This window comes from Achromobacter sp. GW823-FHT04E03, assembly GCF_058796095.1.
On sequence record NZ_JBXAIJ010000007.1, the window covers coordinates 57,294 to 79,433 of the forward strand.

The 22,140-nt window shown below is 64.5% G+C and carries 20 protein-coding genes; 2 read left to right on the forward strand and 18 right to left on the reverse strand.

Features of this window, described 5'->3' with window-relative positions; all coding sequences use genetic code 11:
- Nucleotides 1–241 precede the first annotated feature (241 nt).
- The 13 genes from hflC to ndk form a co-directional block, all read right to left on the reverse strand.
- Complete coding sequence (gene hflC, locus AC1RHV_RS29990; protein WP_054458645.1) at nt 242–1,144, reverse strand: protease modulator HflC; 903 nt, start codon at nt 1,142–1,144, stop codon at nt 242–244.
- Between the two features lie 18 nt (nt 1,145–1,162).
- Nucleotides 1,163–2,461, reverse strand: a complete 1,299-nt coding sequence (hflK, locus tag AC1RHV_RS29995) for an FtsH protease activity modulator HflK (protein ID WP_492302581.1) — start codon at nt 2,459–2,461, stop codon at nt 1,163–1,165.
- Complete coding sequence (gene hflX / locus AC1RHV_RS30000) at nt 2,427–3,533, reverse strand: GTPase HflX (RefSeq protein ID WP_054458649.1); 1,107 nt, start codon at nt 3,531–3,533, stop codon at nt 2,427–2,429. Before hflX ends, hflK begins: the two co-directional genes overlap by 35 nt.
- Before the next feature lie 84 nt (nt 3,534–3,617).
- A complete protein-coding gene (gene hfq / locus AC1RHV_RS30005) occupies nt 3,618–3,854 on the reverse strand; it encodes an RNA chaperone Hfq (RefSeq protein ID WP_006218585.1) in 237 nt (78 codons plus the stop codon).
- Between the two features lie 156 nt (nt 3,855–4,010).
- Complete coding sequence (hisC, locus tag AC1RHV_RS30010; RefSeq protein WP_492302583.1) at nt 4,011–5,084, reverse strand: histidinol-phosphate transaminase; 1,074 nt, start codon at nt 5,082–5,084, stop codon at nt 4,011–4,013.
- A 3-nt stretch (nt 5,085–5,087) separates the two neighbouring features.
- Nucleotides 5,088–6,440, reverse strand: a complete 1,353-nt coding sequence (der, locus tag AC1RHV_RS30015; RefSeq protein WP_054458654.1) for a ribosome biogenesis GTPase Der — start codon at nt 6,438–6,440, stop codon at nt 5,088–5,090.
- A gap of 25 nt (nt 6,441–6,465) precedes the next feature.
- The gene (gene bamB / locus AC1RHV_RS30020) at nt 6,466–7,623 is read right to left on the reverse strand and encodes an outer membrane protein assembly factor BamB (protein WP_054458655.1); all 1,158 of its coding nucleotides are present in this window, start codon (nt 7,621–7,623) and stop codon (nt 6,466–6,468) included.
- A 5-nt stretch (nt 7,624–7,628) separates the two neighbouring features.
- Entirely contained in the window at nt 7,629–8,267 is a 639-nt protein-coding gene (locus AC1RHV_RS30025; RefSeq protein WP_054458657.1) for a YfgM family protein, read from the reverse strand.
- A gap of 3 nt (nt 8,268–8,270) precedes the next feature.
- Entirely contained in the window at nt 8,271–9,557 is a 1,287-nt protein-coding gene (gene hisS, locus AC1RHV_RS30030; protein ID WP_119450758.1) for a histidine--tRNA ligase, read from the reverse strand.
- A 54-nt stretch (nt 9,558–9,611) separates the two neighbouring features.
- The gene (gene ispG, locus AC1RHV_RS30035; RefSeq protein WP_492302586.1) at nt 9,612–10,898 is read right to left on the reverse strand and encodes a flavodoxin-dependent (E)-4-hydroxy-3-methylbut-2-enyl-diphosphate synthase; all 1,287 of its coding nucleotides are present in this window, start codon (nt 10,896–10,898) and stop codon (nt 9,612–9,614) included.
- 16 nt (nt 10,899–10,914) lie between these two features.
- On the reverse strand, nt 10,915–11,409 hold the full coding sequence (locus tag AC1RHV_RS30040) for a helix-turn-helix domain-containing protein (protein ID WP_054458663.1): 495 nt from the start codon (nt 11,407–11,409) through the stop codon (nt 10,915–10,917).
- Entirely contained in the window at nt 11,406–12,560 is a 1,155-nt protein-coding gene (gene rlmN, locus AC1RHV_RS30045; protein WP_492302588.1) for a dual-specificity RNA methyltransferase RlmN, read from the reverse strand. Before rlmN ends, AC1RHV_RS30040 begins: the two co-directional genes overlap by 4 nt.
- Nucleotides 12,561–12,604: 44 nt before the next feature.
- Nucleotides 12,605–13,030, reverse strand: a complete 426-nt coding sequence (ndk, locus tag AC1RHV_RS30050) for a nucleoside-diphosphate kinase (RefSeq protein WP_006393972.1) — start codon at nt 13,028–13,030, stop codon at nt 12,605–12,607.
- Between the two features lie 341 nt (nt 13,031–13,371).
- Between ndk and AC1RHV_RS30055 the strand changes: the two genes are divergently transcribed.
- Nucleotides 13,372–16,266, forward strand: a complete 2,895-nt coding sequence (locus AC1RHV_RS30055; RefSeq protein WP_054458667.1) for a valine--tRNA ligase — start codon at nt 13,372–13,374, stop codon at nt 16,264–16,266.
- Between the two features lie 76 nt (nt 16,267–16,342).
- On the opposite strand, the gene trmD is transcribed toward AC1RHV_RS30055, so the two are convergent.
- The 3 genes from trmD to rpsP form a co-directional block, all read right to left on the reverse strand.
- Nucleotides 16,343–17,167 carry a tRNA (guanosine(37)-N1)-methyltransferase TrmD gene (trmD, locus tag AC1RHV_RS30060; protein ID WP_192493318.1) on the reverse strand — a complete coding sequence of 275 codons (825 nt, stop codon included), beginning with the start codon at nt 17,165–17,167 and terminating at the stop codon, nt 16,343–16,345.
- A complete protein-coding gene (gene rimM, locus AC1RHV_RS30065) occupies nt 17,167–17,784 on the reverse strand; it encodes a ribosome maturation factor RimM (protein WP_054458671.1) in 618 nt (205 codons plus the stop codon). Before rimM ends, trmD begins: the two co-directional genes overlap by 1 nt.
- Nucleotides 17,785–17,873: 89 nt before the next feature.
- Nucleotides 17,874–18,134, reverse strand: coding sequence for a 30S ribosomal protein S16 (gene rpsP / locus AC1RHV_RS30070; RefSeq protein WP_054458672.1), 261 nt, complete (start codon nt 18,132–18,134; stop codon nt 17,874–17,876).
- A 423-nt stretch (nt 18,135–18,557) separates the two neighbouring features.
- Between rpsP and AC1RHV_RS30075 the strand changes: the two genes are divergently transcribed.
- A complete protein-coding gene (locus AC1RHV_RS30075; RefSeq protein ID WP_054458674.1) occupies nt 18,558–19,139 on the forward strand; it encodes a hypothetical protein in 582 nt (193 codons plus the stop codon).
- A 72-nt stretch (nt 19,140–19,211) separates the two neighbouring features.
- On the opposite strand, the gene AC1RHV_RS30080 is transcribed toward AC1RHV_RS30075, so the two are convergent.
- Together AC1RHV_RS30080 and alaS are read right to left on the reverse strand one after the other, a co-directional pair.
- Nucleotides 19,212–19,481 (reverse strand): sulfurtransferase TusA family protein, encoded by a 270-nt coding sequence (locus tag AC1RHV_RS30080; protein WP_119450750.1) that lies wholly within the window; start codon nt 19,479–19,481, stop codon nt 19,212–19,214.
- Nucleotides 19,481–22,105 (reverse strand): alanine--tRNA ligase, encoded by a 2,625-nt coding sequence (gene alaS, locus AC1RHV_RS30085; RefSeq protein WP_054458677.1) that lies wholly within the window; start codon nt 22,103–22,105, stop codon nt 19,481–19,483. Before alaS ends, AC1RHV_RS30080 begins: the two co-directional genes overlap by 1 nt.
- Nucleotides 22,106–22,140: the final 35 nt, after the last annotated feature.

Below are 22,140 nucleotides of genomic sequence, written 5' to 3' on the forward strand. Positions count from 1 at the left end.
AAGTGATGCGTGGGCGTCGCCCAAACGAAAAAGCGGCTGAGGGGGCGTAAGCCCGCTCAGCCGCTGCGGAATGTTTTCTAGCTTACGGGGTATTGTACATGGTTCGGCGGCCAATGCCAGCGGGACTGCCGCGGCAGCGTAACCGTCCCCTATTGCGGGGAATTCGGGATGCCGCCTTGCCAGCAAGCAAAAAGCCCCTTGGACTTCCAAGGGGCTTTTCTTCCGCATTACCGTCGCCGCATCACTTGGCCGGCACGGTCACCGGCGCCAGGGCGTCGCCGGTGGGATCCTTCATGAACTGGAAGAAGCTGGAGCTGGGGTCGACCACCAGCACGTCGCCCGGCTTCGAGAACGAAGCGCGGTAGGCCTCCAGGCTCTTGTAGTACGTGTAGAACTGCGGGTTCTTGCCGTAGGCCTGCGAATAGATCGCGGCAGCCGCGGCATCGCCCTCACCCATGATGCCCTGGGCCTTGGCGTAGGCCTGGGCCACGATGACTTCACGCTGGCGGTCAGCTTCGGCGCGGATCTTTTCGCCTTCGGCGGCGCCGATGGAACGCAGCTCGTTGGCGACGCGCGTACGCTCCGCTTCCATGCGGCGGTACACCGATTCCGAAATTTCCGGCGCGAACTCGATGCGGCGCAGACGCACGTCGACGATCTGGACGCCTAACGGTTCGGCGCGCTTGGCGACGTTGGTCAGGATTTCGGCCATGATCTTGTCGCGTTCGGTCGAGACCACGTCGCGCACCGTGCGCACGTTGACCGAAGCGTTCAACGCGTCGCGGATCAGCGCCTGCAGGCGCTCCTGCGCCACGCGCTCGTTGCCGCCGGTGGACACGTAGTACTGGCGCGGATCCAGAATGCGCCACTTGACGTACGAATCGATCAGCAGGTTCTTCTTTTCGGAAGTCTGGATGCGTTCGGCTTCGTTGGTTTCGATGGTCAGAATGCGCTTGTCGAGCGTCACGACATTCTGGAACGGAGGCGGCGCCTTGAAGTAAAGGCCGGGTTCGTTGATGGTCTTGCGTACTTCACCCAGCGAGAACACCAGGGCGTAGTCGCGCTCGCGCACGACGAAGACGCAGGAAGAAAGGGCGGCCAGCACGATGAGCAGGCCGACCAGGATAGGCATGAGACGTTGCATGATCAGGACTCCTCCGGGTTAGCGCGACGTACGGTCGCGAGGCAGCGTGTTGCTATTGCTGCTGCCGGAAGACTGAGGCACCGGCGCGGCGCTGCCGCGAGCCGGCGACTGCGCGGGCGAAGCCAGCGTGGTCGAACCGGAACCGGCGACACCGGACTTGCTGGCGTCCTGAGCGGCCAGGTGCATGATCTTGTCCAAGGGCAGGTACAGCATGTTGTTGTTGCTCTTGGTGTCGACCATGACCTTGCTGGCGCGCGTGAAGATCTCCTGCATGCTCTCCAGATACATGCGCTGGCGCATGACCTGCGGCGACTTTTCGTATTCGCCGAGGATGCTGGTGAAGCGCGAGGTATTACCCTGGGCGTCACCGACAACCTTGGCCTTGTAGCCTTCGGCCTGCTCCGTCATGCGGGAAGCCTGGCCGCTGGCCAGCGGCACGACCTGGTTGGCGTAGGCCTGGCCTTCGTTGATCTGGCGCTCGCGGTCCTGGCCCGCCTTGACGGCGTCGTCGAACGCGGCTTGCACCTGTTCAGGCGGCTGCACGTTCTGGATGGCCACAGTACTGACCTGCACGCCGGTCTGGTAGCGGTCCAGGATCTGCTGCATCAGGGTTTGCACTTGCGTGGCCACCGTGGTGCGGCCTTCGTAGAGCACGAAGTCCATGGACTGCTTGCCCACGACTTCGCGCATGGCCGTTTCTGAGGCCTGGCGGACGGATTCATCCGGATCGCGCGTCATGAAGAGGTAGTCGGGCGCGCCATCGGCACGCAGGCGGTACTGCACGACGAACTGCATATCGACGATGTTCTCGTCCGTCGTGAGCATCAGCGCTTCAGGCAGAACCTTGTTGCGTGCGCCGCCACGGAAACCGACTTCGAACGTGCGCAGTTGCGACACGTTGACCATTTCGTGGCTTTGAATGGGGTACGGCAGGCGCCATTGGAAACCGGCTTGCGACGTCGACTTGTACTTGCCGAACTGTGTCACAACCGCGACCTGGCCTTCCTGCACGATGTAGAAACCGCTGGCCAGCCAGATGCCGGCCGCGACCAGGGCGATCACCCCCAGGCCGATGCGCGCACCGCGCGGCGACGGCGGCGTCATGCCGCCGCGGTTTCCGGGGCGGTTATTGCCGCCCCCGCCCTTGCGCCCGAACAACGATCCGATGCGATTGTTGAAATCGCGCCAGACCTCGTCCAGGTCGGGAGGGCCGTCTCCGTTGCCTTGGGGCCGCTTGGGCGGCGGCTCGGAGCCATTGTTGTTCCCACGACCCCAGCCGGGGTCATTCAGATTGAAGAGTTTGATAATTCGCGGCATTGTTTCCCACAATCTGTCCGGTTTCCGCAATTGCCCCGCGCAACGCATCCAAACCGGCGCGCTCGGTGGCGCTTACAAATACTCGCGCAATCGTACCATGTGCATCGCGTTCCACCCGCGGCTCCAATCCGGCGAGATCGATCTTGTTGTAGACCAGAATGGTGGGAATCGAGGCCGCGCCGATTTCGGCCAGAACCTTGTTCACCTCAAAGATCTGCTCATCGCGCTGCGGGCTGGCGGCATCGACCACGTGCAGCAGCAGGTCGGCATGCACGGTTTCTTCCAGGGTGGCGCGGAACGCCGCGATCAGGCCGTGGGGCAGATCGCGGATGAACCCGACCGTATCGGACACCACCACCGAGCCCGCCCCTTCGATCCAGATGCGGCGCGTGGTCGTATCCAGCGTCGCGAACAACTGGTCGGCGGCGTAGCTGTCGGCGCGCGTCAAGGCATTGAACAAGGTGGACTTGCCAGCGTTGGTATAGCCGACCAGCGATACCGACAGCGCACCGCCGCGCGCGCGCGCCCGGCGCTGGGTCACGCGCTGGCGTTCGACCTTGTCCAGCCGCTCGCGCAGCACCTTGACCTTGGCGCCGATCATGCGGCGGTCCATTTCGAGCTGGGATTCACCCGGTCCGCGCATGCCGATACCGCCGCGCTGCCGCTCCAGGTGGCTCCACATGCGGGTCAGGCGCGTGGCCAGATGCTGCAGCTGGGCCAATTCGACCTGCAGCTTGCCTTCATGGCTCTTCGCGCGCAGCGCGAAGATGTCGAGAATGAGCGCAACGCGATCCACCACGCGCAAGTTGAAGGCGCGTTCCAGGTTGCGTTGCTGTGCGGGGGACAGCGGCTGGTCGAAAAGGACGATGTCGGCCAGCAAGGCCTGGGCCATCGCCACGCCCTCATCGGCCTTGCCTGAACCGATGAAGAACTTGGCGTCGGGTCTGTCCCGCCGTGCCGTCAAGGTGCCGACGATTTCCGCGCCAGCGCCCTTGGCCAGCATGGCGAATTCCTCGGCATGGGCCGCGAAGTCCGGATCTCCCAGATCCACGCTGATAATCAGAGCGCGCATACATGCACCATATTGGAGCCAAAGCGAAAATGCCCGCCGACGAGGACCGTCCGGCGGGCAATAAAAGGTAAAGCTGGAGCGAGATTACTCAGCAGGGACTTCCACCTGGAAATTCACGGCGCGCGCGGGGACGACGGTCGAAATGGCGTGCTTGTAAACCATTTGCGTGACCGTATTGCGCAGCAGCACCACGTACTGGTCGAAGGATTCGATTTGCCCTTGAAGCTTGATGCCGTTCACCAAGTAGATCGACACGGGCACATGGTCCTTGCGCAGCGTGTTCAGGAACGGATCTTGCAGAGTTTGCCCTTTATTGCTCATTGGCCAGGCTCCATTTGTTTGTTATTGAGTGGTGGCGTACTTCTGTACTGGTGGGGTACGCCGAAACTTGTACTCTACAGGGTTTTCCCGGCCCGTGCTACTTGGGCAGGAAGCAAAAGTGACACCAGAGTTTTCCGACTGGAAAGCTGCTGCCGCTCAAGCCTGCAGGACCTCCGCAAGCGCCTTCAACAGCAGTTCGCACTGCTCGTCGGTGCCCACGGTAATTCGCAAAAATTGATCGATGCGTTCATGGCGGAAATGACGCACGATGATGCTGCGCTCGCGCAAGGCGGCAGCCAGACCGGCGGCATCCTTGTTGGGGTGCCGCGCGAACACGAAGTTCGCGGCCGAGGGCAGCACCTCGAAGCCCAGGGACTGCAGCCCCCCCTTCATCCGCGAACGGGTGTCGATCACGGCCTGGCGGGTGCGTTCAAAGTACTCCACGTCTTCCAGGGCCGCCACCGCTCCCGCGGAGGCAAGGCGGTCGATGGGGTAGGAGTTGAAACTGTTCTTTACACGCTCAAGCCCGTCGATGAGTTCGGCGCTGCCTACGGCAAAACCGACGCGCAAGCCCGCCAGCGAACGCGACTTGGACAGCGTCTGCACCACCAGCAGATTGTCGTAGCGGTCCACCAAAGGAATGACGGACTCTCCGCCAAAATCCACGTAGGCCTCATCCACCACGACGACCGCGTCGGGATTGCCGGCCACGATGCGCTCGACCTCCGCCGCGCTGAGGGCGCGGCCGGTGGGCGCATTGGGATTCGGAAAGATGATGGCGCCCGCCTGCCCCTTGGCGCCGGGCAGATAGTCTTCGACTGCGATGCTGAAATCAGCCGTCAGCGGCACCGTTTCGTACTGGATGCCGTACAGGCCGCAATAGACCGGATAGAAGCTGTAGGTAATGTCCGGAAAGCGCAGCGGGCGTTCATGCTTGAGCAACGCCAGGAAGACATGCGCCAGCACTTCGTCGGAGCCGTTGCCCACGAAGACCTGGCCGGGCTGCACACCGACCGTGCCGGCGATGGCCTGCCGCAGGCGGTCGGACGAAGGGTCCGGATAGAGCTTAAGGGTGTCGTCGCAGGCCGAGCGGATCGCGTCGAGCACCCTGGGCGACGGGCCGTAAGGATGCTCGTTGGTGTTCAACTTGACCAGATTCTGAAGCTTGGGCTGCTCGCCCGGAACATACGGACTGAGCGTCCCGACCACGGGACTCCAGAAGCGGCTCATGGATCAGCTTTCCTGCGTGTAGGGGTTGTGCGAAGACTTGAATTCGATGCGCAGCGGCGTACCGGCCAGGTCGAACGCATTGCGGAAGCGCGTTTCCAGGTAGCGGCGATAGGAGTCCGGAATGGCGTCCAGCGCATTGCCGTGGATGACGACCAGCGGCGGGTTCTGACCGCCCTGGTGCGCATAGCGCATCTTGGGACGGAAGATACCCTTGCGGGGCGGCTGCTGCTGTTCGACAGCGATCTGCAGCTCGCGCGTCAGCTTGGGCGTGGACAGCTTGGCGAACGCCGCGGCGTGCGCCGCGTTGATCGACTTGAGCAAGGGCTTGACGCCCTGCCCGCGCAGCGCCGAAATGGTGTGCATGCGCGCGAACGACAGGAAGCGCAGCTTGCGCTGGAATTCACGTTCGATGCGTTCCTTGGCTTCGCCGTCCAGGCCGTCCCATTTGTTGATGGCCACGACCACGGCGCGGCCCGTTTCCAGCACGAAGCCTGCGATGTGCGCATCCTGCTCGGAGATCTCGGTCTGCGCGTCCAGCATCAGCAGCACGACGTTGCTGGCCTCGATGGCCTGCAGCGTCTTGATGACGGAGAACTTCTCGACCGCCTCGAATACCTTGCCGCGCTTGCGCAGGCCTGCGGTATCGATCAGCGTGTAGCGGCGGCCGTCGCGCTCGAAGTCGATCTCGATGGCGTCGCGGGTCGTGCCCGGCATGTCGAACGCGATCACGCGCTCTTCGCCCATCAGGGTATTGATGAGCGTGGACTTGCCCACGTTGGGACGGCCGACGATGGCCAGCTTGATGCGGTGATCGTGCTCAGCCTCTTCGAATGCGTCTTCTTCGGCGGGCGGCTCGGCCAGGTCCTGGAGCGCCAGCTCGATCAGGTCGACGATGCCATCGCCGTGCGCCGCGGAAATCGGATAAGGCTGACCCAGCCCGAGCTCATGGAACTCGGAAATGGCGCCGCTGGCGCCCATGCCTTCCGCCTTGTTCACCGCCAGCAACACGCGCTGCTGCCCGGACTTGCGCAGCAGCTGGGCGATTTCGTGGTCATGGGCATTGATGCCCGCACGGGCATCAACCAGGAACACCACGACATCGGCCTCGGCGATGGCCTGCCGGGTCTGGCGGGCCATCTCCAGCAGGATGCCATCCTTGGCGACGGGCTCGAAACCACCGGTATCGATGACGATGAAGGGGATCTCGCCTACCCTGCCCTCGCCGTAATGGCGATCGCGGGTCAGGCCGGAGTAATCGGCCACCAGCGCGGCGCGCGATCGCGTCAGGCGGTTGAATAGGGTCGACTTCCCCACATTGGGGCGGCCGACCAGGGCGACGACAGGCTTGAAAGACACGGTGTAAGGCTTTGTTCTATAGGTTTTAGTTGGCGCCGATCAGGACGAGGTTGCCATTACCCGTCTGGACCAGCACACCTTGGGAAGTAGTCTGCGGCGGCGAAACCACTGGACCACCGCCCACCGACAGGCGCGCCATCAGGCTGCCGTCGCTGCGCGACAGGAAATGCACGTAGCCGTCCAGGTCGCCCACTGCCAACGCACCGCCGAGCATGGCGGGCGCGGTGACCTGGCGGTTCTTCAAGGCCGCCTGCTTCCAGACGTTGCCGCCATTATCCAGCGCAAAAGCGTTGATCACGCTGTTCTGGTCCGCCGCATAGGCGAAGCGCTCGTCCAGCGACAGGCCGCTGACGCTGGAGAAGTCCTTGGCCCACATCGGGCGGCCGCCGGCCGTGACGTCGAAGCAGACGATACGTCCCTGGTAGGCCACGCCGCAAAGCAGATTGCCCGCGATACGGGGCGCACCGACCACGTCGGTCAGGCGCTCCAGGTCGCTGGCGCCGCGCGGCGTCGCCACGGTGCCTTCCCATTGCACGTTACCACTATTGGAGGCAATGGCCATCAGTTTGCCGCCCGGCAGGCCGGTAATGACCAGGCCTTCGGCCAGGACCATCTGCGACACGCTGCGCAGAGCCAGCGAGGGGCCGGGACGCTGCACGTTCCAGACGCGTTCGCCGCTGTTGGCGTCGAAGGCCTGGATGCGGTAGTCGCCGCTGCGGACCACGACGATGCCATAGCCCACGACGGGCGGAATGGTCACGTCGCTGGTGGCACGAACCTTCCACTTCACCTTGCCGGTGTCGTCAAAGGCAATGACGTCGCCGTTCGGCGAGGCCACAGCGGTGGTGGTGCCATCGCTGCCGGCGCCGGCGGACAACTTGCCGTCGACACTGGCCTTCCAGATGGCACGGCCGCTTTGCAGGTCGAATTTGCCGACCGAACCATCGGGCGTGGCGGCGTAGATGGCGTCGCCCAACACCGTGGGCGCAAAGCCCAGTCCGGAACCGCTGCCGACCGAGACGCTCCAGACCTGGCGCACGGACATGCCGGCCTTGTATTCGGTCAGGGGCGCGGGATCGTAGCGGCCGTCATCATGGGAGAACATGCCGCATCCGCCCAGGGCGAGCAAGCCCGCCAGGCAAACGGCGCCACGCCACGTACGGCCAGGTGCAAATTTACGCATTACAGTCACGCTCCGCTCAGGGCATCCAGTTTCAGTTGCACAACCTGGGTCAAGGGATTTGCCGTACCCAGGCCATCGATGGCGCTTTGCCAGGCGGCGCGCGCTTCCTCGCGCTTGCCCTGCGCGGCGAGGATATCGCCGCGGCGATCCGCGTACAAGGCGGCGAAGGCTGCCGGCGGGTTGTTCAACTGCGCCAGGGCGGCATCGTATTGCTTCTGGTCCAGCAGCATGCCGGCCAGGCGCAGGCGCGCCACCGACTGCATGGACGGGTTCTTGCCCTGGGCAGCCAGCCATTCCAGCTGCTCGCGGGCGCCGGCGTCATCCTTTTGGGCCTGCAGCGCCTGGGCCGCCACCAGCGCGCCGCGCGCGGCGTAGCCGGTGGACGGATACTGCTCGCGCAGCGTGGCCGCGGCGGTCTTGATGCGGACCGAGGAATCGGCGCCACCCAGGCGCGCCGCGTCTTCCAGCGCTTCGAAGTAGCCCATGGCCTGGTTGGCGCGGTGCGATTGGTAGGCCTTCCAGCCCCACCAGCCGCCCCAGGCCAGCGCCACCGCCGCCACCAGCGTGACCACCAGGGTGCCGTAGCGCGCCCACCACGCCTTGATTGCGTCGAGTTTTTCCTGTTCTTCGAGATCGTATGCCATGCATTAACCCTTGTTATTCAATACGTCGGCCAATCCCGCCAACGGGACTTGCTGTTGGGCCGATTCGCCCTGCGCCTCGGCGCGCAGGAACTTGACGCTGGCCGTCTGCGCAGCCACTTCGTCGGCGCCAAGAATAACCGCAACACGGGCGCCGCTGGCATCGGCGCGCTTGAATTGCGACTTGAAGCTTGCGGGACCCGCATGCACGATGACCGACAGGCCAGCATCGCGCAGGTCTTCACCGACCCGGGCGGCCAGGCGCTGCGCCTCTTCGCCTTGGTGCACGACGTAGACGTCGCACTCGGCCGGCTGTTCCACCTGCACGCTCTGCTCCCAAAGGTCCAGCAGGCGCTCCATGCCGATCGCAAAGCCCACCGCGGGCGCGGGCTTGCCGCCCAGCAGCTCGATCAGGCCGTCGTAGCGGCCGCCGCCGCACACGGTGCCCTGGGACCCGAGGCGGTCGGTGACCCACTCGAACACCGTGAGGTTGTAGTAGTCCAGCCCGCGCACCAGGCGCGGATTCAGGCGATATTCGATACCGGCGTCGGCCAGGCGCTGGCACACGCCGTCGAAGTGCGCGCGCGACTCCTCGCCCAGGAAGTCGAACAGGCGCGGCGCGCTGTCGGCCATTTCCTGCATGGCGGGGTTCTTGGTGTCGAGGACGCGCAGCGGGTTGCTGTACATGCGGCGCTGGCCGTCTTCGTCCAGGATGTCGCGGTGCTTTTCCAGGTGCTCGATCAGGGCGGCGCGGTGAGCGGCACGCTCGGCCGGCTGGCCCAGCGAATTCAGCTCCAGGCGCACGTCGGTCAGGCCCAGCAGCTTCCAGAGGCGGGCCAGCATGACGATGAGTTCGGCGTCCACGTCGGGACCGGCAAAGCCCAGGGCCTCGACGTCGATCTGGTGGAACTGGCGGTAGCGGCCGCGCTGTGGGCGCTCGTGGCGGAACACGGGGCCGATGGAATAGACGCGCTGCGGGCGGTCATAGAGCAGGTTGTGCTCGATGGACGCGCGCACGATGCCCGCGGTCATTTCCGGACGCATGGTCAGCGATTCGCCGTTGAGCGCATCGGTGAAGGTGTACATCTCTTTTTCGACGATATCGGTCACTTCGCCGATGCCGCGCGCGAACAGGCGCGTATGCTCAAGCACGGGCGTACGCACATTGCGATAGCCGTAGCCGCGCAGCCAGCCGCGCACGATTTCCTCGAATTGCTCCCAGCGGGCGCTGGCCCCTGGCAACAGATCATTCATGCCGCGTATGGCGGCGACTTTCTGGAAAGCTTGAGTCATCTTGATCATGCCGCATCGCGCGCCGGCAAGCGCGCTAGCAGCCACACCCTTACTTTAGTGAGAGGCAGGCGCGCCATAGCGGCGCGCGACGTAGTCTTCGACAATGGCCTGGAACTCTTCGGCAATATGGTCGCCCTTGAGCGTGACCGTGCGTTCGCCGTCGACGAACACCGGCGCCGCCGGCACTTCGCCAGTGCCGGGCAGGCTGATGCCGATATCGGCATGGCGGCTTTCGCCCGGCCCGTTGACCACACAGCCCATGACCGCGACGTTCATGCTTTCGACGCCGGGATACTGGGCGCGCCAGAGCGGCATCTGGCGACGCAGGTAGGTCTGGATGCTGTCGGCCAGTTCCTGGAAGAACGTGCTGCTGGTGCGGCCGCAGCCGGGGCAGGCGACGACCATGGGCGTGAACGCGCGCAGACCCATGGTCTGCAGGATTTCCTGCGCCACGATCGCTTCGCGGCTGCGGTCGCCGCCGGGTTCGGGCGTGAGCGAGATGCGGATGGTGTCGCCGATGCCCTGCTGCAGCAGCACGGCCAGCGCGGCGGTGGAGGCCACGATGCCCTTGCTGCCCATGCCGGCTTCGGTCAGGCCCAGATGCAGCGGGTAGTCGCAACGCGCGGACAGGTTGCGATAGACCGCGATCAGGTCCTGCACGTGGCTGACCTTGCAGGACAGGATGATCGCGTCGCGCCGCAGACCAAGCTCTTCGGCGCGCTGTGCGTTGCTGATGGCGGACACTACCAAGGCGTCGCGCATCACGGCCTGCGCTTCCCACGGTTGGGCGCGCAGGTTGTTCTCGTCCATCTTGCGCGCCATCAGTTCGTGATCCAGGCTGCCCCAGTTCACGCCGATACGCACCGGCTTGTCGTAGCGGCACGCCACTTCGATCATCTGCGCGAAGTTGTCGTCGCGGCGCTTGCCCCCGCCCATGTTGCCGGGGTTGATACGGTACTTGGACAGCGCTTGCGCGCATTCCGGGAACTGGGTCAGCAGCTTGTGGCCGTTGTAGTGGAAATCGCCCACCAGCGGCACGTTCACGCCCATGCGGTCGAGCTGTTCGCGGATGGCGATGACTTCGCGCGCGGCTTCAGGGGTGTTCACCGTGATCCGCACCAGCTCGGAGCCGGCCTGGGCCAGCTCCTTGACCTGGATGGCGGTGGCAATGGCGTCCGCCGTGTCGGTGTTGGTCATGGACTGGACCACGACCGGGGCGTCGCCGCCGATCTTCACGACACGGTCGCCCCACTTCACCGCCACCGAACGCGTGGCGCGGCGCTCAGCCGCCCCCACGGAGGGAGGCGGGGCATCCTGGCAAGGCAGAGAGGATTCTTGCATCGGTGGAACCGGGTTGTTACTTGGTCGACTTCGGCAGCCAGTCCGACGGCAGCCAGTGCTGCGGCAGCCAGCCTTGCCAGAAGGCATACGCCACGCCGGCGGCCAGCACCAGCACGATGGCAATGAGCCAGCCCCAGGAGGTCGAGGACGAACGGTCGTCGTCGGCGCCTGACTGGGGAATGGAATGCGCCGAATGCAGCGCGCCCGGGCTGAGCTTCACCGGGCCGGTGACGCGCGCCTTGGGGTCGAGCGAATCGACGATGGTTTGCGAGTCCGCGCCCAGCAGACGCGCATAGTTGCGTACCAGGCCGCGCAGCGAAACGCCGGTGGGCAGGTTGGCCCACTGCTCGTTTTCCAGGGCTTCGATCTGCTTCGTGGAAAACTTGATGCGGCTGGACACTTCGTCGAGCGACCAGCCCTTGGACTGGCGCAGCGCGCGCAATGCCGAGCCGATGCCTCCCGCAGCGCCTGCGGGCGTTTCTGAAACTGCCGAAGCGAAATCCTGCGTCATGCGTGCACCTGTTTAATTGGTATGGTCTGGCGCTGTGCGGCGTTCCGTTCGGTGATCCGGGTACGGTCGCGCACTTCTCCGGCCAGTTGGCCACAGGCCGCATCGATATCGTCACCCCGGGTCTTGCGGACGGTGGTGATGATGCCGGCGTCCATCAGACGCTGCGCAAACACCTTCACCCGCGCCGAGTTCGAGCGCTTCAGGCCGGACTCGGGAAAGGGATTGAACGGGATCAGATTGAGCTTGCAGCGCAGCTGGCGTGCAATTTGGATCAGTTCCTTGGCGTGCTGGTCGGTATCGTTGATGCAGTCCAGCATGCAGTATTCAAAAGTGATGAAGTCGCGCGGGGCGAACGCCAGATAACGTTCGCAGGCCGCCAGCAACTCCTTCAGCGGATATTTCTTGTTCAGCGGCACCAGCTCGTCGCGCAGCGCATCGTTCGGCGCATGCAGGGACACGGCCAGGGCCACGGGACAGTCCTGCGACAGGCGGTCCATCATGGGGACCACGCCGGAGGTGGATACGGTGACGCGGCGGCGCGACAGGCCATAGGCATTGTCGTCCAGCATCAGGCGCAAGGCGGGCAGGACCTGGTCGTAGTTGAGCAGGGGTTCGCCCATGCCCATCATGACCACGTTGCTGATGACGCGGGTGTCTTCAGTGGCGCGGGCGCTTTCCAGGCGGGCGGTGCCGATGTCGGCCTCCAGCACGCGCTTGGCCCACCACAGCTGGCCGATGATCTCGCTGGTCTTCAGGTTGCGGTTGAAGCCTTGGTGCCCGGTCGAGCAGAAGCGGCAGTTCACCACGCATCCGGCCTGGCTGGAAATGCATAGCGTGCCGCGGTCGTCCTCGGGAATGAAGACGGTCTCGATGGCATTGCCCTGTCCCACGTCGAACAGCCACTTGCGGGTGCCGTCGGTCGAGCGCTGCTCGATGTTGACGGGCAAAGCCTCGATGCGGCAATGCTGCGCAAGCTGGCCGCGGAATTCGCGGGCCAGGTCGGTCATGGCGTCGAACGAATCGGCACCGCGCTGGTGCATCCAGCGCTGCAACTGGCGGGCCCGAAACGGCTTGCCGCCCCACTTTCCGACCAGTTCGGACAGGGCGGAGCCGTCAAGCCCCAGCAGATTGATTCGTTCGACGGATTCCATGACCTGGGTAAAACTCAAAAGCTAGAACAGATGTTCCGCGAGAATCAACGGCTGTGGATGTTGATTTCGGGGAAGAAGAAAGCGACTTCGACAGCGGCCGTTTCCGGAGCGTCCGAGCCGTGCACGGCGTTGGCGTCGATGCTGTCGGCGAAGTCGGCGCGGATGGTGCCAGGAGCCGCCTTCTTGGGGTCGGTGGCGCCCATCAGGTCGCGGTTCTTCAGGATGGCGTCTTCACCTTCCAGCACTTGCACGAACACCGGGCCGGAGATCATGAAGTCGACCAGGTCCTTGAAGAAGGGGCGTTCCTTGTGCACGGCGTAGAAACGCTCGGCGTCGGCGCGCGACAGCTGGGCCAGGCGGGCGGCGATGACCTTCAGGCCGGCTTGTTCGAAACGGCCGACGATCTGGCCGATGACGTTCTTGGCGACGGCGTCGGGCTTGATGATCGAGAGGGTGCGTTGAATGGACATAAGAACTCCAAAAACTGATTTCTGACTTGGTTTCTGTGAATTGCCTGGCGTGGATCTGCGCTTGTCGGTGTCACCCTTGAAGCGTCATCGCGCTGTTGGCGCACGGGGCGGTCCGAAACGAATGCATGTTTCGGGCCGTCCCGAACCACTGGTCCAAGGCAGGGATTCGACACTGCCTACCTGTCGGACTCACCCGGAATCCTCAATGAATTCAGGGACTTCTAAAAGGTTTACAGTAACCCGGTATTCTAACACGCTGAGAAGACCGCATTACATCTTAAAATGTGCGGTTTGCCGCCCGCGTCCCTAGCCCGGGCGCCCCTGTTTGCCGGAACCCTGCAATGACTCAAGCTGCTCCCCCGAACGCCGCGAACGCCGCGAGCGATACCCAGGAACTCTCCAAGAGCTTCGAACCCTCCGCGCTGGAATCCCGCTGGTACGCCGAGTGGGACAAGCGTGGGTACTTCCAGGCGGGCCAGCATGTAAAAACGGGGACCGAAAGCCAGCCCTACGTCATCCAGTTCCCGCCGCCCAACGTGACGGGCACCCTGCACATGGGCCACGCCTTCAACCAGACCATCATGGACGGCCTGGTGCGCTACCACCGCATGCTGGGCGACGACACCGTATTCATCCCCGGCACCGACCACGCCGGCATCGCCACGCAGATCGTGGTTGAAAGACAGCTGGACGCCGAGAAGGTTTCCCGCCACGACCTCGGCCGCGAGAAATTCGTGGAAAAAGTGTGGGAATGGAAGGAAAAATCCGGCAACGCGATCACCAGCCAGGTCCGCCGCCTGGGCGCTTCGGCCGACTGGCCGCGCGAGTACTTCACCATGGACGACCGCATGTCGCGTGGCGTGGTGGAAACCTTCGTGCGCCTGCATAAACAGGGACTGATCTACCGCGGCAAGCGCCTGGTCAACTGGGATCCGAAGCTGCTGACGGCCGTATCCGACCTGGAAGTGGTTTCCGAGGAAACCGACGGCCACATGTGGCACATCCTTTACCCCTTCGTCGATGGTCCGCAAACCATCGTCGACAAGGACGGCCAGACCGTCACGCTGCGCGGCCTGACCATCGCGACCACCCGCCCGGAGACCATGCTGGCCGACGGCGCGCTGTGCGTGCACCCCGAAGACCCGCGCTACAAGCACCTGGTCGGCAAGCTTGTCGAACTGCCGCTGTGCGACCGCAACATTCCCATCATCGCCGATGATTTTGTCGACCCCGAGTTCGGCACGGGCTGCGTGAAGATCACTGGCGCCCACGACTTCAACGACTACGCCTGCGCGCTGCGCCACGATCTGCCCATGATCGTGATCTTCACGCTGGATGCCCACATCAACGAGAACGGCCCCGCGCAGTTCCAGGGCATGGAGCGCTACGTGGCCCGCAAGGCCGTGGTCGCGCAACTGGAAGCCGAAGGCTATCTGGTCAAGGTCGAGGCGCATAAGATGATGCAGCCCAAGGGCGACCGCACCGGCGTCGTGCTGGAGCCGATGCTGACGGACCAGTGGTTCGTGGCGATGAGCAAGCCCGCCCCCGAAGGCACGCTGAATCCGGGCAAGAGCATTACCGAGGTTGCACTGGAAGTCGTGGCCGACGGCCGCATCCAGTTCTATCCGGACAACTGGACCACCATCTACAACCAGTGGCTCAACAACATCCAGGACTGGTGCATTTCGCGCCAGCTCTGGTGGGGCCACCAGATTCCGGCCTGGTACTCGGAAGACGGCCAGGTCTTCGTCGCGCACGACGAAGCCGAAGCCACGGCGCAGGCCCGCGCGGCCGGCGTGACTGGCGAGCTCAAGCGCGACCCGGACGTGCTGGACACCTGGTTCTCGTCGGGCCTGGTTCCCTTCACCACGCTGGGCTGGCCGGAAAACACGCCGGACCTGCAGCGTTACCTGCCGTCCAGCGTGCTGGTCACGGGCTTTGACATCATCTTCTTCTGGGTGGCGCGCATGGTGATGCTGACCACCCACCTGACCGGTCACATCCCGTTCAAGCACGTCTACGTGCACGGCCTGATCCGCGACGCGGACGGCCAGAAGATGAGCAAATCCAAGGGCAACACGCTGGATCCGGTCGACCTGATCGACGGCATCGACCTGGACGGCCTGGTGGTCAAGCGCACCTACGGCCTGATGAATCCGAAGCAGGCCGGCGCCATCGAGAAGGCCACGCGCCGCCAGTATCCGGACGGCATCCCGGCCTTCGGCACCGACGCGCTGCGCTTCACCATGGCGGCTTACGCCACGCTGGGTCGCAACATCAACTTCGACCTGAAGCGCTGCGAGGGCTACCGCAACTTCTGCAACAAGCTGTGGAACGCCACGCGCTTCGTGCTGATGAACACCGAAGGCCACGATCTGACTGGCCCGGAAACCGGCGAAACATCCTTTGTGGACCGCTGGATCGTCAGCCAGCTGCAAGCGCTGGAAGCCGACGTGGCGCGCGGCTTTGCCGACTACCGCTTCGACAACATCGCCAATTCGCTTTACCGCTACGTGTGGGACGAGTACTGCGACTGGTACCTGGAACTGGCCAAGGTCCAGATCCAGACCGGCACGCCGGCCCAGCAACTGGGCACGCGCCGCACGCTGATCCGCGTCCTGGAAGGCGTGCTGCGCCTGGCGCACCCGATCATTCCGTTCATCACGGAAGAGCTCTGGCAAAAGGTGTCGCTGGTGGCCGGCAAGCGCAAGGAAGGCGTCGCCGACAGCGTCAGCGTCCAGCCCTACCCGCAGGCCAACCCCGCCGCGATCGACACCGCCGCCGAAGCCGACGTGGCCGAACTGAAGGCGCAGGTCGAAGCCGTGCGTGCGCTGCGCGGCGAAATGAACCTGTCGCCCGCCCAGAAGGTGCCGCTGTGCGCGCAGGGCGATGCCCCCACCCTCACCCGCAACGCGCCATACCTGGCTGCGCTGGCCAAGCTGAGCCAGGTCGAGGTGCTCGACGCCCTGCCCGACGCCGGCGCGCCGGTCCAGGTCGTGGGCGGCAGCCGCCTGATGCTGCACGTCGAAATCGACGTAGCAGCGGAACGCGTGCGCCTGGACAAGGAAATCGCGCGCCTGGAAGGCGAAATCGCCAAGGCCAACGGCAAGCTGTCGAACGCCAGCTTCGTCGAACGTGCGCCGGCCGCCGTGGTCGAACAGGAAAAGGCGCGCATGGCGCAGTTCGGCGAAACCCTGGACAAGGTGCGTGAACAGCGCGCCAAGCTGGGCAACTAAGCCCCATCCCAGCACTGGAAACAAAAAACCCCGGAACGTTGTTCCGGGGTTTTTTATTTCATCCGAAAAGGAAGCGTCAGGAAGTCGCGGGCGGCTTGGGCCGGGATGGCCGGCGCCGCTTGGCTGGCTCCGGCAGCGGCTTGCCCGCCAGCTCGGCCAGATAACGCTCGTCGGCCAGGGTGAGCACCCCTTTTGCGCGAGCAGCCTCGATCAATTCAGGACGCCGCGCCGCGGTCAACTCCAGCGAACGCTCACGCCGCCAGCGGGCGATGTTCGCGTGATGCCCGCTAAGCAAGGGCCCGGGCACGGGCTCGCCTTCGTAAACTTCGGGGCGCGTGTAGTGCGGACTATCCAGCAGGCCAGACAAGGCGTCGTTGAACGAATCCTGCAGCGCGGACTCGCCATCATTGAGCACGCCGGGCAACAGCCGCACGGCGGCGTCGATCACGGCGAGCGCGGCGATCTCTCCGCCAGACAGCACGAAATCGCCCAGCGAGATTTCCTGCGTGACGCAGCGCGCAATGAAACGCTGGTCCACGCCTTCGTAGCGGCCGCAAATGAGGATGAGCCCCTCGCTTGCCGCCAGGGATTCGGCGCCCGCCTGATCGTAGCGCCGGCCGACCGGAGCCAGCAGCGCGACAGGGGCGCGACCCAGGCCTAGCGCGGCGCGCGCGTCCTGGGCGGCGTTGACGGCGGCTTCCAGAGGCCCCGCCATCATCACCATGCCGGGGCCGCCGCCGTAGGGGCGGTCGTCCACGGTACGGTGCACGTCGTGCGTGAAATCACGGGGATTCCAGGCATGCAGGGACCACCGGCCCTGGGCATGCGCCCGGCCGGTGACACCCAGGTCCCGCACTACCCCGAACATTTCGGGAAAGAGCGTAACGACGTCTATACGCATCAAATATCCGCCGGCCAGTCGCTGTCTATGCGGCGAGCTGACAGATCGACGGCGTGTATGTGCGCGCGCACGAACGGAACAAGCATTTCGGCGGGCCGGCCCTTGGCGTTCAGGACGGGCTCGGGGCCTTCAGCCCCAGCCTTCTGGCGCAAGACCCTCAGCACGGCATGAGCGCCGTTGTCGAGAACCTCGTCGACCACGCCCAAGAGCGCAGGCTCACCATCGGCGCTGGTGTACAGCGCGCAACCGATGAGATCGACCCAGTAGTATTCGTCTTCCTCTGGCGCAGGGAAGGATCCCCGCGGCGCCTGCACGGAACAACCGCGCAGGGCTTCGGCCTGATCGCGATCCGCAATGCCCGCCAACTGGGCCACCACGGTGGCCCCTTGCGAACGGACTTGCACGACCTTGTATGCGACAGGCGCAGACGCGACAACGCCCCGCGCCAATTCAGGCACAGGGCGAGTCAACCACCATTGAGATGCTGAGAGCAGCACTTCGGCATTGGCCGAATGCGGCTGCACTTTGACCCAGCCTTTCACACCGTAGGCTGCACTGATGCGGCCCAGCTCGATCAAATCCGTCGGCGCCGCGTTGGAGGTTGCGGCATCAGGCATGTATCGTGCTCTTGGTAACTATGAAGCAGCTATGAATGGCAGCTTTTAAAGCGCGGTAAAGCTCAGGGCTTGGTCTGCGACGCGGGCAATTAAGCCGCGGCGGAAACCTTGGCCGAGTATTCTTTGACCAGACGCTCGACAGCGGGCGACAGTTGGGCGCCGTTGCTGGTCCAGTGCTGCACGCGATCCAGCGCAATGCGCAGGGCTTCCGTGCCTTCGCTGGCTACGGGGTTGTAGAAACCCACGCGCTCGATGAAACGGCCGTCGCGACGGTTACGCGAATCGGTGGCCACCAGGTTGTAAAACGGACGCTTCTTGGACCCACCGCGGGCCAGGCGAATCACCACCATAGGTAATCCCTTGAATTAGTTGTGAAAAACGGGAAATTCTAGCACTTAAACAGGCCGGCTGGCAAATGGCAGTGCTGAATTGTGCGTAGCGGCGCGATTTGTATCCTAAAACACCACATCCGGGTATTCTACAAACACGGGCCGGGGCCCGCGCCGCAGTTCGAAGTGTAGCCGCCCTGCCCCTCTCTTGCTTGTCTTAGTGCGTCAGAACTCAGTGCGTGTGAAGAAATAACCCGATTGAGGAGATCGGTTTTATGTCGACCTACGCAAGACCCCGCGCTTTGATCTTCCCTGCCGCCTGTCCACGGCGCCGCCACCGCACCGGCTTCAAACCATTCCCCTGAGGGCGGCCTTTCGGCCACCTGCTCCCCCATTTTTTCGGCGTTTTTTCCCCAACTTCCTCTAACCGGAGGGTGCACCACCATGAAGAACCAGAAATCAGTCTTCACCCCTGTTGCGCGCCTGGCCCTGGCGGGCTTGCTGGCGGGTACGTTGGCCATGCCGCTTGCCGCCTCGGCCCGAGTCGTGGGCGCCGCCCTGACGACCGCCTCCGGCAAGGTCACCGCAGTGGATCCGGCCACCCGGACCATCACGCTGCAAGGCGAAAACGGCAATAGCGTGGACATCCAGGCTGGCCCCAATGTCCGCAACTTCCAGCAGATCAAGCCTGGCGACACGCTGACGCTCGACTACTACGAGTCGGTGGCGGTGGACGTACGCCCGGCCGGGTCCGGCATTCCGGAAGTGAAGACCGAAACCGCGGCAACCCGCAACGCCAAGGGAGCCATGCCCGGCGGCGCAGCCGGGCGTCAGACCACCATCACCGCCGAAATCTGGCACATCAACAAGAGCGCCAACCTGGTGACATTGAAGGGACCGCAAGGGGGCATGCGCACCATCCAGGTCCAGGATCCCGCCTTGCAGGCGCGCCTGCAGCAATTGAAGGAAGGCGATCTGGTGGACTTCACGATCACCCGGGCTGTCGCCGCCGCCATCCGCAAGTAATCGGCACTCTCCCCATGAGAAAAGGCCCGCCTTGCGGCGGGCCTTTCGCACGGGGAGTACTGCTGGCTACGGTCAGCGCCGCCGCAGGAAATGCACTCCGCGGCCGTCGACCTCCTGTTGTGCGACCAGCGCATTGCCCGTCTGGCGAGCAAAGGCCTGGAAGTCGCGGATTGCGTTGCGATCCGTGGTGATGACGCGCAGCACTTCGCCGCTGGCCATCTGCGCCAAGGCCTTCTTGGCGCGCAGGATGGGCAGCGGGCAGGTCAAGCCGCTGGCATCGACTTCCTGCTCGAAGGACGGCGCCTGCGCGCCGCCATCAAGACTGGTATCCGCGCCGCTCATCACAGACGCTCGTCCACCCATTTCTGCACGCTGGCGATCGCCGCGGGCAGGGCCGCCAGGTCGGTGCCGCCGCCCATGGCCATGTCCGGACGGCCGCCACCCTTGCCGCCCACCTGGGCCGCCACGAAACCAACCAGGTCGCCCGCCTTGACACGGCCGGTCAGGTCGGCGGTGACGCCGCCCACCACGCTGATCTTGCCGTCGGCCGAACCCGTGGCCAGCAGCACGACCGCGGGCTTCAGGCGGTCCTTGAGGTTGTCGACCATGCCGCGCAAGGCCTTGGGGTCCACATCGCCGATGCTGGCAGCCAGGACCTTGATGCCCTTGACCTCAACCGCGGCGCTGGTCGCCAGGTCGTTGCCGGCGCTGGCGGCAAGCTTGTTGCGCGACTGTTCCAGATCCTTTTCAAGGCTCTTGACCTGTTCCTGCACCTGCGCGATGCGCGCCGGCAGATCCGCCGGCGTGCTACGCAGCATGCCGGCAACCTGGGTCAGCAAGGCATTCTGGTTCTGCACCCAGGCCAGCGCGTTGTCGCCGGTGATGGCTTCGACGCGGCGCACGCCCGCGGCCACGCCGCCTTCGGACACGATCTTGAACAGGCCGATGTCGCCCGTGCGGCTGACGTGCGTGCCACCGCAGAGTTCGCGCGAGAAGCCGATATCGAGCACGCGGACGGTGTCGCCGTATTTTTCGCCGAACAGCGCCATGGCGCCGCCCTTGACCGCGTCGTCATAGCCCATGACCTGCGCCACGGTAGGCTGGTTGGCCAGGATCTCGGCGTTGACGATGGCTTCGACGCGCGCGATCTGCTCGGCCGTCAGCGGGGCGTCCTGGGCGAAGTCGAAGCGGGTCTTGTCCGGATCCACCAGCGAACCGCGCTGCTGCACGTGCGCGCCCAGCACCTGGCGCAGCGCCTTGTGCATCAGATGGGTGGCCGAGTGGTTGCGCACGGTGCGGGCGCGGCGGACGGCGTCCACGCGGGCAAGCAGCGTATCGCCCACGGACAGCGTGCCGGACTCCAGCTCGCCGTGATGGCCGAAAACGCCGGCCTGGATCTTCAGGGTGTCGGCCACGGCGAAACGCACGCCGTCGGCTTCCAGCAGGCCGGTGTCCCCAACCTGCCCACCCGACTCCGCGTAGAACGGCGTGGCGTCCAGCACGACGACCGCGCTCTGGCCCGCCTTGACCTGCTGCACCTGCGTGCCGTCGACGTACAGGGCCGTGACCTTGACGCCATCCAGCTCGAGCTTTTCGTAGCCTTCGAAGCGCGTGTCCGCGCCTTCGTAGCTCAAGCCTTCGGCCATCTTGAACTTGCCGGCGGCGCGCGCTTGGTCGCGCTGGCGCTCCATGGCGACCTCGAAGCCGGCCATGTCCACATCCACTTCGCGTTCACGGCAGATGTCGGCCGTCAGGTCCACCGGGAAGCCGTAGGTGTCATACAGCGTGAACAGGGTCGTGCCGTCCAGCTGACCGCCCTTGGGCACGTTGGCCAGGGCCGAATCGAGGATGCGCATGCCGTGTTCCAGCGTTTCGCCGAAGCGCTCTTCTTCCTGCTTGAGCACCTGGGCGACGCGGTCGGCCGTGGCCGCCAGTTCCGGATAGGCCTCGCCCATTTCGGCGACCAGGTCCGGCACCAGGCGATGGAAGAACGGCTTGGTCTGGCCCAGCTTGTAGCCGTGGCGCAGCGCGCGGCGGACGATGCGGCGCAGCACATAGCCGCGGCCTTCGTTGCTGGGAATCACGCCGTCGACGATCAGGAACGAGCAGGCGCGGATGTGGTCGGCGATGACCTTGAGCGAATTGTCTTCCAGGTTCTTGATGCCGGTTTCGCGCGCAGCGGCGGCGATCAAGTGCTGGAACAGATCGATTTCGTAGTTGGAATGCACGCCTTGCAGCACGGCGGCGATGCGTTCCAGGCCCATGCCGGTATCGACACAGGGACGCGGCAGGCGCGGCATATTGCCGGCGGCATCGCGTTCGAACTGCATGAAAACCAGGTTCCAGATCTCGATGTAGCGGTCGCCGTCTTCCTCGGGCGATCCCGGGGGGCCGCCCCAGATTTCAGGACCGTGGTCATAGAAGATTTCCGAGCACGGGCCGCAAGGACCGGTGTCCGCCATCTGCCAGAAGTTGTCCGAGGCGTAGCGCGCGCCCTTGTTGTCGCCGATGCGGATGATGCGCTCGGTCGGCACGCCGACTTCCTTGGCCCAGATGTCGTAGGCTTCGTCGTCTTCCTGGTAGACGGTGACCCAGAGCTTCTCGGCGGGCAGCTTGTAGACCTGGGTCAACAGCTCCCAGGCGTACTGGATGGCGTCGCGCTTGAAGTAGTCGCCGAAGCTGAAATTGCCCAGCATTTCGAAGAACGTATGGTGGCGGGCGGTGTAGCCCACGTTCTCCAGGTCATTGTGCTTGCCGCCGGCGCGCACGCTGCGCTGCGACGACGTGGCGCGCGTATAGGACCGCGATTCCTTGCCCGTGAAGACGTCCTTGAACTGGACCATGCCCGAATTGGTGAAGAGCAAGGTCGGGTCGTTGCCGGGGACGAGCGACGACGAGGGAACAATGGTGTGTCCCTTGGACTTGAAGAATTGCAGAAACTGCTGGCGAATCTCGGAGGATTTCATCGTGGGCGAAGCAGAATTTAGGCGAATTTTTGATT

Coding starts and splice junctions, on each gene's coding strand:
- hflC (WP_054458645.1), bottom strand. CDS start 1,144: ATGCAACGTCTCATGCCTATCCTGGTCGGCCTGCTCATCGTGCTGGCC.
- hflK (WP_492302581.1), bottom strand. CDS start 2,461: ATGCCGCGAATTATCAAACTCTTCAATCTGAATGACCCCGGCTGGGGT.
- hflX (WP_054458649.1), bottom strand. CDS start 3,533: ATGCGCGCTCTGATTATCAGCGTGGATCTGGGAGATCCGGACTTCGCG.
- hfq (WP_006218585.1), bottom strand. CDS start 3,854: ATGAGCAATAAAGGGCAAACTCTGCAAGATCCGTTCCTGAACACGCTG.
- hisC (WP_492302583.1), bottom strand. CDS start 5,084: ATGAGCCGCTTCTGGAGTCCCGTGGTCGGGACGCTCAGTCCGTATGTT.
- bamB (WP_054458655.1), bottom strand. CDS start 7,623: ATGCGTAAATTTGCACCTGGCCGTACGTGGCGTGGCGCCGTTTGCCTG.
- AC1RHV_RS30025 (WP_054458657.1), bottom strand. CDS start 8,267: ATGGCATACGATCTCGAAGAACAGGAAAAACTCGACGCAATCAAGGCG.
- hisS (WP_119450758.1), bottom strand. CDS start 9,557: ATGACTCAAGCTTTCCAGAAAGTCGCCGCCATACGCGGCATGAATGAT.
- ispG (WP_492302586.1), bottom strand. CDS start 10,898: ATGCAAGAATCCTCTCTGCCTTGCCAGGATGCCCCGCCTCCCTCCGTG.
- AC1RHV_RS30040 (WP_054458663.1), bottom strand. CDS start 11,409: ATGACGCAGGATTTCGCTTCGGCAGTTTCAGAAACGCCCGCAGGCGCT.
- rlmN (WP_492302588.1), bottom strand. CDS start 12,560: ATGGAATCCGTCGAACGAATCAATCTGCTGGGGCTTGACGGCTCCGCC.
- ndk (WP_006393972.1), bottom strand. CDS start 13,030: ATGTCCATTCAACGCACCCTCTCGATCATCAAGCCCGACGCCGTCGCC.
- AC1RHV_RS30055 (WP_054458667.1), top strand. CDS start 13,372: ATGACTCAAGCTGCTCCCCCGAACGCCGCGAACGCCGCGAGCGATACC.
- trmD (WP_192493318.1), bottom strand. CDS start 17,167: ATGCGTATAGACGTCGTTACGCTCTTTCCCGAAATGTTCGGGGTAGTG.
- rimM (WP_054458671.1), bottom strand. CDS start 17,784: ATGCCTGATGCCGCAACCTCCAACGCGGCGCCGACGGATTTGATCGAG.
- rpsP (WP_054458672.1), bottom strand. CDS start 18,134: ATGGTGGTGATTCGCCTGGCCCGCGGTGGGTCCAAGAAGCGTCCGTTT.
- AC1RHV_RS30075 (WP_054458674.1), top strand. CDS start 18,558: ATGAAGAACCAGAAATCAGTCTTCACCCCTGTTGCGCGCCTGGCCCTG.
- AC1RHV_RS30080 (WP_119450750.1), bottom strand. CDS start 19,481: ATGAGCGGCGCGGATACCAGTCTTGATGGCGGCGCGCAGGCGCCGTCC.
- alaS (WP_054458677.1), bottom strand. CDS start 22,105: ATGAAATCCTCCGAGATTCGCCAGCAGTTTCTGCAATTCTTCAAGTCC.